Annotated in this window: 10 protein-coding genes; 6 read left to right on the forward strand and 4 right to left on the reverse strand. The window is 41.2% G+C overall.

Going from position 1 to position 15657, the window contains the following annotated elements:
• Positions 1-13: 13 nt before the first annotated feature.
• The 4 genes from LXF01_RS04035 to LXF01_RS04050 form a co-directional block, all read right to left on the reverse strand.
• The gene (locus tag LXF01_RS04035; protein WP_233945042.1) at positions 14-1729 is read right to left on the reverse strand and encodes a proline--tRNA ligase; all 1716 of its coding nucleotides are present in this window, start codon (positions 1727-1729) and stop codon (positions 14-16) included.
• A 96-nt stretch (positions 1730-1825) separates the two neighbouring features.
• Positions 1826-4930, reverse strand: coding sequence for an efflux RND transporter permease subunit (locus LXF01_RS04040; protein ID WP_233945043.1), 3105 nt, complete (start codon positions 4928-4930; stop codon positions 1826-1828).
• Positions 4931-4953: 23 nt separating this feature from the next.
• Positions 4954-6057: an efflux RND transporter periplasmic adaptor subunit gene (locus LXF01_RS04045; protein WP_233945044.1), complete on the reverse strand. Its 1104-nt coding sequence runs from the start codon at positions 6055-6057 to the stop codon at positions 4954-4956.
• A 46-nt stretch (positions 6058-6103) separates the two neighbouring features.
• Complete coding sequence (locus LXF01_RS04050) at positions 6104-6697, reverse strand: hypothetical protein (protein ID WP_233945418.1); 594 nt, start codon at positions 6695-6697, stop codon at positions 6104-6106.
• A 343-nt stretch (positions 6698-7040) separates the two neighbouring features.
• On the opposite strand from LXF01_RS04050, the gene pilG reads away from it, so the two are divergent.
• From pilG to LXF01_RS04080, 6 genes are all read left to right on the forward strand, one after another.
• On the forward strand, positions 7041-7424 hold the full coding sequence (gene pilG / locus LXF01_RS04055) for a twitching motility response regulator PilG (RefSeq protein WP_078191060.1): 384 nt from the start codon (positions 7041-7043) through the stop codon (positions 7422-7424).
• A 29-nt stretch (positions 7425-7453) separates the two neighbouring features.
• Complete coding sequence (locus LXF01_RS04060; protein WP_078191059.1) at positions 7454-7822, forward strand: response regulator; 369 nt, start codon at positions 7454-7456, stop codon at positions 7820-7822.
• 6 nt (positions 7823-7828) lie between these two features.
• Positions 7829-8365 carry a chemotaxis protein CheW gene (locus tag LXF01_RS04065; protein ID WP_078191058.1) on the forward strand — a complete coding sequence of 179 codons (537 nt, stop codon included), beginning with the start codon at positions 7829-7831 and terminating at the stop codon, positions 8363-8365.
• Between the two features lie 44 nt (positions 8366-8409).
• The gene (locus LXF01_RS04070) at positions 8410-10485 is read left to right on the forward strand and encodes a methyl-accepting chemotaxis protein (protein ID WP_078192256.1); all 2076 of its coding nucleotides are present in this window, start codon (positions 8410-8412) and stop codon (positions 10483-10485) included.
• Between the two features lie 162 nt (positions 10486-10647).
• On the forward strand, positions 10648-15162 hold the full coding sequence (locus LXF01_RS04075) for an Hpt domain-containing protein (protein WP_233945045.1): 4515 nt from the start codon (positions 10648-10650) through the stop codon (positions 15160-15162).
• Positions 15163-15165: 3 nt separating this feature from the next.
• Positions 15166-15633, forward strand: a complete 468-nt coding sequence (locus tag LXF01_RS04080; protein ID WP_233945046.1) for a hypothetical protein — start codon at positions 15166-15168, stop codon at positions 15631-15633.
• Positions 15634-15657 lie beyond the last annotated feature (24 nt).

Genomic DNA, 15657 nt, shown 5'->3' on the forward strand with positions numbered 1-15657 from the left:
TGTTTAGCGCAAATTATTTTGCAATTTTCGCTAAAAGGTCTTCTTTACTTAAGTTGCTTGATTCTTCATCACGGCGACCTTTGTACTCAAATGTACCAGCATCCAAACCTTTCTCGCCAATGACAATACGGTGTGGAATACCTGTTAACTCGATATCAGAGAATTTAACACCTGGACGTTCATTACGATCATCTAGAAGAACATCATAACCAGCAGCAGTTAATTCTGCATACAGTGCTTCAGCAGCTTCCATTGTACGCGGTGATTTATGCGCATTCATTGGCACAATCGCAACTTCGAAAGGAGCAATTGCAGACGGCCAAATAATACCTTTGTCATCGAAGTTTTGTTCAATCGCAGAAGCAACAACACGAGTTACACCAATACCGTAGCAACCCATAGTCACAACGAGAGGTTTGCCATCTTCACCTAAAACTTTGCAGCCAAGCGCTTCAGAGTATTTTTGACCCAACTGGAAGATATGACCAACTTCGATACCACGTTTAATCAAGATTGTACCTCGACCATCTGGAGAAGGGTCACCTTCAACAACATTACGCAGGTCATAAACTTCGGTGTATTGTGCATCACGTTCCCAGTTTACACCTACAGCATGTTTATCAACTTGGTTTGCACCACCAACAAAGTCTGAAAGTACAGACGCTGCACGGTCAACAATAACGGTAATGCCTTTTTCGGTTAAGCCTTGAGGGCCACAGAAACCAGCAATTAAGCCTAAGTCAGCTAATTGTGCTTCAGTTGCAAAAGTTAATGGAGCAGCAATTAATGGGTGTTTTTCTGCTTTAATTTCATTCAGTTCATGGTCGCCACGTAGGAATAAGGCAACCACTGGTGCAGCTTTACCTTCTTCAGCAACACCTTGAACCAATAATGCTTTGACAGATTGAGTAGGGTCTGATTTAAGGAATTCAGAAACCTCAGCAATGGTTTTCTGATTTGGTGTATCAACAATCTCAAGTGCTTTAGTCGGAGCAGCACGTTCACCTACTAATACTGCTTCCGCCATTTCTACGTTAGCAGCATAATCTGACTCTGTAGAGAATGCGATGTCATCTTCGCCGCTAGACGCAAGGACGTGGAATTCGTGTGAACCAGAACCACCAATTGAACCTGTATCCGCTTGAACTGGACGGAAATTTAAACCTAAACGAGTGAAAATTTTGCAATAAGCTGCATACATCTTGTCATAGGTTTCTTGTAAAGAGGCTTGGTCAACATGGAAAGAATAGGCATCTTTCATGATGAATTCACGTGAACGCATCACACCGAAACGAGGGCGGATTTCGTCACGGAATTTGGTTTGTACTTGGTAGAAGTTTGCAGGCAATTGCTTATAACTTTTCAACTCATTGCGAGCAAGATCTGTAATCACTTCTTCATGTGTAGGGCCAAGTACAAAGTCATTGTTATGACGGTCTTTAAAACGTAAAAGTTCTGGACCATATTGTACGAAACGACCTGATTCTTCCCATAAAGATGCGGGTTGAGTGACAGGCATCAGGACTTGAAGTGAACCAGCACGATCCATCTCTTCGCGGATAATCGCTTCAACTTTATTTAATACGCGAACGCCCATCGGCAGCCAAGTGTATAAACCTGAAGCCAATTTACGAATCATCCCGGCACGAAGCATAAGCTGATGTGAAATAACTTCAGCATCGTTTGGGGTTTCTCTTAACGTTGCAAATAAAAAGCGACTCGCGCGCATGGAAACTGTCCTAAAAAATTAAGCGTTAAAGTGGAGAGTATACAATAAAAAATGAGGTGAACATTTTCCAAAGTCACCTCATTTTAGATTTTGTCATTATGACATGATTTTTTTGGCCTGACGTGCAAGGAAGTTTCGGAAATCATCCAAATAGGTAAAAATCACCGGCACAACCACAAGTGTTAGTAGGGTAGAGGTAATCACCCCGCCAATCACGGCATGTGCCATTGGCGCGCTTTGTTCACCGCCTTCACCTAAACCAAGTGCAAGCGGAACCATACCCATCACCATTGCACTGGTGGTCATTAAAATGGGACGTAAACGGGTTTTGCCTGCTTCAATAATCGCTTCATAACGATCTACACCATGATCCATGGCTTTTTTAATAAAGTCGATGAGTAGAATTGCGTTCTTTGTCACCAAGCCCATGAGCATAATAATCCCGATAATGGAAAAGAGGTTTATGGTTGAATTAAATAAGAATAGGGCTAAGAAAACCCCAATCAATGATAAGGGTAATGAAGCCATAATGGCTGCAGGGTGAATGAAGCTATTAAATTGTGAACCCAAAACAATATAAATAAATACAATAGAGAGGGTAATCGCTGTCATTGCATAACCCGCAGACTCAGCCATATCTTTATTGGCACCTTGTGTGACAAAACTATAACCTGGTGGCAAGTCGAAGTTTTTCTCTATCTCATTGATTTCGGCACCAATATCACCCGCAGGACGTCCTGCTGTGTTGGCTTCAACCATCACTTCACGTGCCAGATCACGACGGTTAATTTGTGAAGCACCAAGTGTTTCTTCAAAGCTTGCCACACTTGCCAATGGAACTAAAATAGGTAAGCCTGCAGCATCGGTTTTTTGTGATGTGATGTACATGCTTTGAATGTCAGTTGGCAGTCGACGCTGATCTTCAGTGAGTCTTAAATTTACATCATAGGTTTCGCCTTTATCATCCTTCCACGTTGTTACATTATCACCCGCAAGAAGAGGGCGTAATACATTGGCGATTTGATTGACGGATAAACCTAAATCACTGGCTAAAACGCGATTGATATGTACACCTAAGGTCGGTTTAGGTTCTTTGAGTGAGCTTTCTAAGTCGACAATACCGTCGACTTTCGAAATTTCTTTCATGAAGCGGTCAGAAATGCGTTGTAACTCATCTAAGTCTGGTCCTTTAATCGAGATCATTACCGGCTTTTGGCCGCCCGATACTGTTTCATCAGCTGAGGCAATCGAGGTAATAGTAATACCTGCTATATGTTTTAAGCGGGTACGGAATTCATTGTTGAGATCCGTTAATGTTTGACTACGCTCCGTACGAGGTGAAACAGTGACACGAATGCTAGCATGGTTTTTACCCCGATCAGTGGCACTATTAATTGCACCATAAGTGGCTTTGACTTCTGGATGTTGGCGAATGATACGATCTACTTGCTTAAGCTTAGCCTGCGAATATTCAAGGGTTGCATCAACTGGTGTTTCAAATTTGATCCGAATTTCACCTTTGTCTGGTACGGGTACAAATTCAGTTCCGATCAGTTTGGATAAACCTAATGCACCAAATAAAGACGCGACGGCGATTAAAAGGGTAATGAGCCTAAATTTTAAAGCAAGCTTGAGTAATTTTTCATAATGATGGCTTAGGTTGTCGAGCTTGCCCGAAATCCAGTTAAAAAAACGTTTGATTTTACCCGGCTTTTTATTTGGATCTTGGCGCTCTGCCCAGTGAGCAGACAACATGGGGTCAAGGGTGAAACTCACAAACATTGAAATCAGTACAGCGGTACTGACGGTTACACCAAATTGATAGAAGAAACGCCCAATAATGCCGCCCATAAATGCCACAGGTAAAAATACCGCGACAATAGTCAATGTTGTGGCCAATACGGCTAAACCAATTTCTTTCGTGCCGTCGAGTGCAGCGGTGACGTGGTCCTTGCCCATATCGGCATGGCGGACAATATTTTCACGAACCACAATGGCATCATCAATGAGTAGACCGATACTTAGTGAGAGAGCCAGTAGGGTCATCATGTTGATGGTAAAACCAAAAATCCAAACAAAGGTGAGGGTACCTAGTAGCGAAATCGGTAGGGTTAAACCTGTAATGGCTGTCGAACGAAATGAGCCGAGAAATAACAATACAATGAGTACCGCAAGTACTGCACCTTCAATAATCGTACGTGCCACGTCTTTAATGCTGCCACGAATACCTTTTGAAGAATCAACCACAATTTCTGCGGTCGTGCCTTGCGGCAATTGCTTTTGGATTTTACTTAAGGTTTTACGGGTATTATCAACCACCTCAATCACATTAGAGTCCGAACTTCTCAGAATGTCGACAGCGACGGCTGTTTTACCATTCAGATAAGCACTCGACTCCATTTCAGCTTGGCTATCTTCTATTTCGGCAATTTGTTTGAGATAAATCGGCGCGCCATTTTTATTGGTAACCACTAAATCACCGAATGAGTTTGGGTGAATAACCCGAGATTTAATTTCGACCACCAATTCTGAGTTCTTTTGTTTTAAAGTCCCCCCCGGAACTTCAATATTTTCAGATTTTAGGGTGTTTATAACTTGGTCTATCCCAATCCCGAAACTCTGTAATTTTTGCGGATTTACTTGAATACGAATTTGACGCTGTGCATCACCCAATAAATTGACCGTACCGACACCGGGAACTGTTCTGAGTTGTGGCACAATCCGTTGATTGAGATAGGAACTCAAATCACGTAAAGACATGTCCTTCGATTCAAAAACAATCGACATAATCGCACTGGCAGTAGGGTCGTAGCGCTCTACAATCGGGTCATCAATTTCATCACGAAATTGTGCAGTTACTGGTGCAATTTTATCTCGAATATCTTGTGCAGCTACAGAGGACGAGACATCTAGATTAAATTCGACAATGACCGTGGATAAACCTTCACTGGATTGAGAAATGACTTGCTTGAGGCCTGAAATGGTATTGATCTGATCTTCAAGTTTCTTGGTGATTTCAGATTCGACAGACTCAGGAGAAGCACCTGGATAGTTGGTGTAGACAACTACAAAAGGGAAGTCGACATCAGGAAACTCTTCAACACCCATACGTTGCCAAGATGCGAGTCCTAGTACCATCAGACAGAACATCATCATGATGGTGAAAACAGGATATTTCACACTAATTCGGGTTAACCACATAACAACTGTCCTGCCTTATTCTTTTAATTTTGGCTGATACTTACATCTTGTTTGATATCTGAATCATTAAATTTAATTCGGCTGATCAGATCGCTATTTTGTAAGCCCTGAACAATCGCGGTGTTATTGCTATAACTCTGATTCAAAATTTGTACAGGCACTTTGGCAATTTTATTTTGACGAATGACCCAGACATAAGGTTGGTCTTTTAGACTTTGAATGGTATCGAGTGGAATTTTTTGGCCTGAAATATTATCCGTGCCTAAGATGTGACCTTCGACAAAAGCACCAATACTTAATGAAGTAATAGTTTCATTTGGGGCTGCAAAAAATTCAATTTGACGACTGGCTTGATCGGCAATCGGTGAAATCCGGCTGATTTGTGCTGTGAGTAAATTGCTATTACCTTGGATGCTATATTCAATCTTTTGTCCAATTTTCAGTGCAGCTTGCTGATCACTTGGTAATTTGGCTTGAATTTCTAATTGGTCTGGATTGACAATTTCAAAAAGGGTTTGTCCGGCAGCAACCGTTTGTCCCGGTTCAACATCACGTTTGGTTATCACGCCTTGGATAGGGCTATAAATGGTACCATCTTGATTGGCTTTTCGCGCAATATCGACATTAGCTTGTTGGGCACGAACATTTTCCATTTGAGCTTGGTAATCGACACGACTTTGTTCAAACTCTACTTTGGAAATAAAGCCTTGATTCAGCAAACGCTGTTTACGTTCCATCATCAGTTTGGCTTGATTGGCTTGAGCTTGCGTTGATGCAAGGTTTGCTTGAGATTGAGCAAGACGTGCGGCATTGTCTTGATTATTTAAACGCACCAACACTTGGCCTTTGCTGACACGTTGTCCGACTTCTGCATTAACATTGGTTGCAGTCGCAGTGACTTGGGCTTGAATACTGCTCTGATTGACCGCCCGAATGGTACCTGTAAAGGCTGTTTTTGAAATGGCGTTGCCTTGTTCGATCGTGACCAGATCTTGTTGAATCAATTCAATCTTATTTTCTGGTTTAACACTTTGCTGCGGATCTTCTTTTTGACATGCAGCCAAAGTCAGGCTTATGCAAAGCAGGCTAAGCTTTAAAAATGGGGATGATTGCTGTGCAGAGTGCATAATGGTCCTTATATCAGCGGTCTACAAAAGCAATTGAATAACAAGTTTATTCCATCGCTTTTAAACGCGTAATAATTCTGTCGTATTCAGCTTCTGTATTTCGATAGCGAGTTTGTAACGATTGAATGTATTCTTTTTTCGCTACCATATTTTTTTGATTATTATCCAACATTGTTTTTAATTTTGCCGGAACGGTTTCACCTTTTCGAAAATGTTCACGTTCTTGGCGAACAAATAATACACGATCATTTTGTAATTGTTTTAATTGTTCTTGTTCAAACACGATCTGTTTACGTATACCAGTCAGTGCATCACGCTTTTTAATGGCTGCAGTTCGGCTATTGGTATAGGCTTTTTTAAGTTTGATATCTGACGCTTGCTGACGTGCTTGGGCAGCACGCTGAGGAGCTTGTCTAATGTCAGCTTCAGCATTGTAGGGGCGGTTACGTTTAATCACTTGCATATTTTGATCAAGTGCTTCATAACCATAGCGGATGTGATTTGGTGTCACATTGGTACTGATGTTTGCTACGCCTTTACTGTCATAGTAGCGATACCAAGTCGCCTTTTGTGGTTGCTGTGTATTGGTTGGTGCAGCAAATAAAAGCGGGGTATAAGCTAGTAAACAAGTCGTCAGGATGACTTTTTTTGAGAAATGTTTAAGGCTAATCAAGTGAATTTTTTTTGTAAGCGGACTCAACCTTGTACTCCCCAGTTTAAAGTTGACTAAATTACTTATTTTAAAGTAATAATCTTGCTATAATATGCTTAATTAAGACAATTAAATACTATTCCAAGTTAAAAAAAAATCGTTGGTCATCGGAAAGTGTGAAGCAGTTAATAAAAACAAGAAATCTTGTGTGTTTGCGCAGAAAATGTTCATTGAAAACGCAAGTAAAGATATGTTAAAAATGTTCACAACTTGTAAATAATAATGCTGCTAACTTAATTGTTTGTACATCCTCAATGGGTAGGGTCAATAAATGGACGATAAATTCCAAAATCTAAAAGTCATGGTAATTGATGATTCAAAAACCATTCGTCGTACGGCCGAAACGCTGCTTCAGCGTGAAGGATGTGAAGTAGTCACTGCTGTAGATGGTTTTGAAGCACTTTCAAAAATTGCAGATGCGAATCCAGATATCGTATTTGTCGATATAATGATGCCACGTCTAGATGGCTATCAAACTTGTGCCCTGATTAAAAACTCTCAAAATTATCAAAATATTCCTGTGATTATGCTTTCAAGTAAAGATGGTTTATTTGATCAGGCGAAGGGTCGTGTTGTAGGTTCTGATGAATACTTGACTAAGCCATTCAGTAAAGATGAATTGCTGAATGCAATCCGTAATCACGTTACAGCTTAATTAGATTTTTTATTTTTTGGGGAAAAAGCATGGCACGTATCCTAATCGTTGATGATTCACCAACAGAAACATTCCGTTTTAAAGAAATTTTAGGTAAACACGGATTTGAAGTGATTGAAGCTTCAAATGGGGCTGATGGGGTGACAATGGCTCAAGCTGAGTTACCTGATTTGGTCTTAATGGATGTGGTAATGCCGGGTGTGAATGGTTTCCAAGCAACACGTCAAATTGCACGTGGTGCGACCACCAAACATATCCCGATTGTCATTGTAAGTACCAAAGATCAGGCAACTGACCGTGTTTGGGGTAAACGCCAAGGTGCTTCTGATTATCTGACTAAACCTGTAGACGAAAAACAATTAATTGATGTGATTAAGCAACACCTCAATGCAGGATAAAGCTCTATGGCAGCAAATGGATTTATCGAATTACTTCGAATCGCAAAACGAGGAAACAAAAACTACGTTTCCACTGAAAATGAAGTAAACCGATGGTCAGGCATTGCTTTTGAGATGATGGGGCAATATTACGTTGCTCCTTTAGGTGAAGTAGCTGAAGTGATCTACCCACCAAAATATACGCCAGTTCCCAATACCCAACCTTGGGTGATGGGATTAGCCAATATTCGGGGACGCTTACTTTCTTTGTCTGACCTAGCACAATATATAACCGGTCATCGAAGTAGTTTTTCACCCACTCAAAAAGTTTTATGTATTAGTCATAATGACCATTATGTCGGTTTGGTAGTCGATCAAGTTTTGGGTATTCAACACTTTAATAAGAAAAGTTATTTTTCTAAACATAATGAGTTGGATCGAAATTTGCAGGAATATTGTCAGGGGTATTTCCACCAGCATAACCAGCAGTGGAATGTATTTCTCTTCAGTCGTTTACTGCAAAATCCAAAATACATGAACGCATCTATAAAATTTATAAATTAATTGTCGCGCACGAACGAAAGAAGGCGTAATCGGGGAGAAGCTGAATGGGCTTTAAACTTAAAAAGAAAAATACGGGTGAAAGCACCAGTGGTCGTAAAGGCGGTAATGCTTTTCTGGCAAAACTGCAATCACAGACAGATCAATTATCTCGAGTTTTTGGTGATAGTGAAAAATCCAAACCATTTATTTATGGTGCGATTGGTTCATTAGTACTGGCAACGATTATTTTATTATACCTATTCTATAGCGTTCCTCGCGGTAACCAATTAACGCAAAGTTTGGGTGAACTCCGTCTTCTTTCGCAAACAATTTCGCGTCAAGCAACTGAGGCAACTGCATCAGGTACTGAAGATGCAATGAAAAAATTAATTGCCTCTCAAGATTCGTTCAAAGAAAACTTAGAAACTGTAAAAGACATTCATGCAAATACAGATGCGCTGAAATCTGTAGATACGCAGTGGGCTGAGGTCTCAAAAAGTATTGACTTGATTACTTCGCAACAAAAAATCATTAATAAGTTATATGACACGAACATCGCGATTGGTGAAACCATTCCGGGGATTCAGGCGGAATATAACTTGATGGTCGACCAAATGGCACGTCAAGACATGCCTTCGAACCAGGTGGTGATTGCGAAAAACCAGGTATTCATTGCTGAACGTATTTTACGTTCGATCAGCTCGGTGCTTTCCGGTTCTGATAGTTCACGTGAGTCTGCGGATGACTTTAGTGCCGATACTGAAACCTTCGGTTTGTACTTAAATGCCCAATTGGATGGTAGTACAGAGCTTGGTGTACAACGTATTGAAAGCCCTGAATTACGTGAGTCACTTGAAGGCATTAAAGCTGAATATGACGATGTATTAAAATCAGCGGCTGCGACAATTTTGAAAAACTCAACGCAAATTGTGAACGTACGTAAAGCATCTTCACAAATTTTTGCTGAGTCAGACAAATTGTTGGACAACTTAAATCAATTGTCTTCTAGCACAGGCTTGAAAACCATTTTACCTGCGGTACTGTTGATTCTTGCTTTAACAGCCTTCTTGATCTGTGTGTTCAAACTTCTTTCTTTACGTGGTCAATCGGATAAATTCCGTGTAACCCGTCTTCAAGAAGAATATGACCGTAACCAGAACGCGATTTTACGTTTACTCGATGAAATTGCCGATCTTGCAGACGGTGACTTACGTTCGTATGCGACGGTATCTGAAGACTTTACTGGTGCGATTGCCGACTCGATTAACTTCGCAATCGACCAATTACGTGACCTTGTATCGCGTATTACAGAAACTTCTCAAGAAGTTGCGCAATATACGGCGAATACGCAGGGTATTACCAACCAGCTTGCAGAAGCATCTGAACATCAGGCGCAAGAGATTGCTGGTGCATCTGCCGCGATTAACGAAATGGCAATGTCGATTGACCAAGTATCTTCGAACGCTGAAGAATCAGCTGTTGTAGCAGAACGTTCTGTACAAATTGCTGCAAACGGTGCAGATGTCGTAAACCGTTCAATTGAAGGTATGGACACGATTCGTGAACAGATTCAGGAAACTTCAAAACGTATTAAACGTTTGGGTGAGTCTTCTCAAGAGATTGGTAACATTGTCGCACTGATTAACGATATTGCCGACCAAACAAACATCTTGGCATTAAACGCAGCAATTCAGGCGTCGATGGCGGGTGAAGCAGGTCGTGGTTTCGCCGTGGTAGCGGATGAGGTACAGCGTCTTGCGGAACGTTCAGCGTCTGCAACCAAACAGATTGAAGGCTTGGTAAAAACCATTCAAACGGATACCAACGAAGCCGTAATTTCAATGGAACAAACGACTTCGGAAGTTGTACGTGGTGCGAACTTGTCTAAGGATGCCGGCGTAGCACTGGATGAAATTCAGTCTGTATCGGGTAACTTGGCGAAACTGATTGCAAACATTTCGGATGCTGCAAAACTTCAGTCTGCTTCAGCAGGTCATATTGCGACAACGATGAACGTTGTACAAGAAATTACCTCGCAAACCACCAGTGCAACATTTGATACTGCACGTTCGGTATCTGAATTGGCGAACATGGCTGAATCATTACGTGAATCTGTATCTGACTTTAAACTCCCAGAGTAAGTCAGGCGCAAACCTGGAGTACCTTAGCTGCGGCTAGGGTACTGCACCGATTACAGATAACACATCGATAAGGTGAACTTAACGTCACAGTTAAGTCTTAGGTGATGGTTACAATTAAGTTTGAGCAACCTTCTTGGTGGCAAAACATAAGAAGCCTTAGCTATGAAAGAAATATTAAAAAATTTAGTTGAAACAACTACGCTTCCTGAAGATAGTTATCTTGATCAAGATGCAGAAATTTTAGAGATTTTTGTTGAAGAAATAGAAGAAATCTTTGAAGAGCTGGCGGGTTTATTTACAACTTGGTTGGAAAATCCACAAGATAAAGACACTTTAACGACGATTCGTCGTCATTTCCATACCCTGAAAGGTTCAGGTCGTATGGTCGGGGCAAAATCGGCGGGTGAAACTGCATGGGCAGTTGAAGATACGCTGAACCGTGTCATTGCGGGTTCAGTACAGTTAACGCCCACCGTTCAAAAGTTTGCACAAACAGTTTTAAATGTTTATCAATATAAGCTCTATCCACGGTTTAAAAATGTTGCCGAATTGGATGTTGACTTACGTCCATTGGTTTTAATGGGGCAACAATTACAACAAAATATTAGCCTTGAGCCTGCACTCGAAGAATTATTAAAACTGGCAGATCAATTAAAATCTGAAGATGGTGTCACTGGTTTAGAACTGACTGATGTTGAAGCTACAGCACCTGTAGAAGTGCTTGAAAACACGATTGATGCGGTTGTTGAATCAGAACCTGCTCCTGAACAAGTGGATGCAGATGCATCACTGGTCGAAGAGACAGTGAGCATTTTTATTGAAGAAGCTGAAGAACATCTACAAACGATTGATCAGTTCCTCCAATCAGATGACAGTAAATCACAAGACTATAATGGCTTGATTCGCGCGCTACACACCTTACGTGGTAGTTCGTCAATGGCGCAAATCGAAGAGATTTTTGAAGCCAGTTCAAAAGTTGAAAACTTATTCAAAACCTTATTACAAGACGAAATCGTATCGAGCTCGAAAGAAACTGCGTTATTGATTCAATATGCTGAATTTGTTCGTGATTATTTACACGTTCTGCGTTCAGGGGATAAGGCAAATCTTGCATCTATTTATGAAACCTTCAAAGCTGCTTGGGATGATTATGGTTTTGCTAGCCAAGATCAATTGGCGCCTGAGGATAATCCGCAAGGTTTGGTTTCTAAACTAATCGAATTAAATATTGATCAGTTATTAGATGCTGAATTTGAGTTTGATAAACGTGCACTTGCTGAATTCCCAGACTATATTCAACAGCTTAGTCAGCAAGCTTTAGAGTTGATTAAACATACGGATAATCGTGCGTCTGTTGGTATTCATGATTTCACAACTCAACTGCGTGCAGCGTATCAGTCTTTAGTTGAAAAGCCTGAATTGCTCCATGCTGATTATGGCTATGAGTTATTTGCGCAAGCACATCAAGAGTTCATTCACTTATTTGACACTTTAGCTGCGGGTCAGCGTGTAGTGTTAAGTGAAGAGGTTCAGCGTTTCTTAAATGAGCTGACTGCATTTGTTCAACAAGACATTGAAGCAGTTGCAGCGACGACTACACCAGAAGCTCATGTAGTTGCTGAACCTGTTGCCACAGTAGAAGATAAAGCCGCTGTTGCAAATACAACAGCAGTAGACTTTGCACAATTAAGTCAGCGTATTCAACTTGATCATCAACAGATGCAAGCGGCTGATGCGAATAATGACTTTGATGAAGATCTTTTAGGGATCTTTATTGAAGAGGCAGAAGAATTATTGGTGGGGATTGACCAAGACCTCAGTACTTGGACACGTGATCAGACCAATACTTCAGCTTTGAATAATTTAATGCGCTATTTGCATACCCTAAAAGGTGGTGCAAATATGATTGCCGCGTCTCATGTGGGTTTAATTTCGCATGAATTAGAGTCGATTTATGAGCGCATTATTCGTCAGCAAATTTCGATTACGCCTGCGTTAATTCAAATTATTCGTTTAGTGCAGGATGATATTTCAGATCGTATTCAAACCATTCGTGACCAAGGGATCGACTACCCAGCGAATAATGTGATCGATATTCTCAAGAATATTCAGTCAATTGTGGCAGGAGAGCGTTCAGAAGCTGTTGCATTGGCTTCGGCCCCTATTTCTGCTGAAACTGAACAAACAGCAGTAGAACCAGATGTATCGGTGTCAGAGCCGATGGATGTTGCTGAAGACACTGCAGAAGCAGTGGTTGAAGCTCAAACGACTGCTCACACTGAGTCTGCTGTTGAACATCTTGAACATGCGGTTGCTGAACATGTTGAGCATCCAGATGACGATCTACGTTCTGTCATGGAAGAAACCTTCCTTGAAGAGTCTGAGGAAATTCTTGAACAAGCCGTTCAATTATTAAATCAATGGACTGAACAACGTAGTGACCGTAACGTATTGCTTCAATTACAACGTGCTGCCCACAGTATTAAGGGTGGTGCGCGTATGGTTGAAAATGAACCTGTTGCCGCAATTGCGTATCAACTTGAGACGACGTTTGAGCATTTCGCGGTTCATCATTTCAACTCAAATGCATATGACGGCTTACTCAAAACGACGTTGGCATGGTTAAAAGAAGCGATCTTCAACCACGACTATAGTAATTTTGATAGCATCAAATTGAGCCTAGAATCCATTCAGTATGTGGATGTTACGGTTCAATTACCAAACCGTGTTGCAGAATTAGAACAAGGTATTGTTAGCAAAGGCTTTGAATTTATTCAAGGTGATGGTGTTGAACCGCCATCTATGTTGGGTGAATGGTCTGAAGCCAATTCTTCTGATAACAGCAATGAGATGATTCGTATCTCGGCTGATCTCGTCGAGAAGATGATTGACTTATCAGGCGAAAACTCGATTAACCGTTCACGTATTGAGATGGACTTAGGTCAGCTAGGCAATACCTTGAATGAAATGGAGTTAGCAATTAAGCGACTTGCTGACCAGTTACGTCGAATGGATGGTGAGCTTGAGTCACAAATTATTGCCAAACATGGTTCTGAAAATTCACGCTATGCGGATTTCGACCCATTGGAGATGGACCAATATTCATCGATTAACCAATTGTCAAAATCTCTAGCCGAATCTGCGTCGGATTTGGTTGACTTCAAGAGTACTTTGGCAGAAAAAATCCGTGATGCAGAAGGTTTGTTATTACAACAATCACGTATTCAGTCAGAAATTCAAGAAAGTCTGATGCGTACCCGTTTGGTGCCATTTGATCGTTTGTTACCACGTTTACAACGTATTGTGCGTCAAACTTCTTCGACCTTGAACCGTCCTGCAGAATTGATTGTTCAAAATACAGAAGGTGAATTGGACCGTACGATCTTAGAGCGTTTGGTGACACCATTTGAACATATGCTGCGTAATGCGGTCGACCATGGTTTAGAAGATACTGCTGACCGTTTGGCTTTGAAAAAGCCAGAAATGGGTAGCATCGTCTTGAACATTAGTCGTCAGGGGACTGATGTACTGGTGTCTTTCAGTGATGATGGTAAAGGGATTGATGAAACCAAAATTAAAGACAAAGCCTTAAAACTTGGTTTAATCAAAGCGGATCAGTTCCTCGATAAACAAGAAATCTTGCAATTGATCTTCCATCCAGGTTTCTCAACGGCACAATCGGTAACGCAAATTTCGGGTCGTGGTGTTGGTCTGGATGTGGTGCAAAGTGAAATTAAAGCCTTGGGTGGTCATGTTTCCGTTGAGTCTGAGTTAGGTAAAGGGACGACCTTTACCATTCGTGTACCAACCACAGTAGCGGTCAGCGATGCCTTGATGGTGAAAGCGGGCGATCAGCAATATGCGATTTCATTAGCGCAAATTGAACGTATTGTCCGTATTGCACCTACGGCACTCGAAACTTACTTCAATAGTAAGGATGACGTGTTTAAAATTGACAACACCAATTACAAACTACGGTATTTATCAGAGTTTGTGGGTAATCAGCCAATTCCACGTTTAAATAATGTCGGCCATTCATTGCCTGTATTGCTAATAAAAGGCAACAGTGGTCAAACCATTGCTTTATTGGTCGATCAGTTGGTGGGTTCACGTTCTCAAATCGTGGTGAAACCAATTGGTCAACAATTTACCAGTGTGGCCGCGATTGCAGGTGCCACGATTCTAGGTGATGGTCATGTATGTTTGATTTTGGATGGGCAAAATATTGCACGTCAAATTCAAACTACGCAGCGTGTTAAACATTCAGCTGAACAGCGTGATTTGGGCCGTCAAGCCAATGCGCGTCGTTTAGTGATGATTGTCGATGACTCGGTAACTGTACGTAAAGTGACTTCACGCTTACTTGAACGTCAAGGTTATGACATTGTGACAGCGAAAGATGGTGTGGATGCAATTGAGCAGCTTGAAAATGTCCGTCCAGACTTGATGCTACTCGATATTGAAATGCCACGTATGGATGGTTTCGAAGTGACTAACTTAGTCCGTCACCACGACATTCACCGTGACTTGCCAATCATTATGATTACATCGCGTACAGGTGAAAAACATCGTGAGCGTGCATTTAGCTTAGGTGTGACTCACTATATGGGTAAACCATTCCAAGAAGCTGAATTGCTTGCCAATATTGAAGCGTTAATTGCAGAAAAGCAGGGGTAATCTATGAGCCAAAATACTGTTTCTCAGATTGTCAGCGATAAAATTGATCAACAGGAACTGCAACATCTCATTACGGTTTCTACCGGTTTTATCGATGCGTATATCATTGATTGTCATGGTAAAGAGCCAATGTTGTTGCCACAAAATATTGTGCTTTCAGCGCTCGATAGTGCAACCAAGGTTCCTTTTGTTGAATGGCATGAATTGAAATTGCCTGTTTTCTCGGTCAATGATCCTGCAAAAAATCAGGGCGTGGCTTTGGTGATTGAAGGCGATGATGTTGGAAAGCGTTTTGCACTGATGTGTAATGAAATGCCGAAAACCATTCGTCTGCGTATTTCTGAAGTGGTTGATGAAGAAAAAGCTGTGAAAGACGCCAATATTTTCCAATATGTACGCATGGCCGATCAGGTATTTCATATTCCAAATTTAGCTAATATTCAAAACAGTATTGGGCTTCAAGCGGCTTAATATTTGCAAAACGCGATATAAAAA

The organism is Acinetobacter sp. SH20PTE14, assembly GCF_021391555.1.
Taxonomy (GTDB): Bacteria; Pseudomonadota; Gammaproteobacteria; order Pseudomonadales; family Moraxellaceae; genus Acinetobacter; species Acinetobacter amyesii.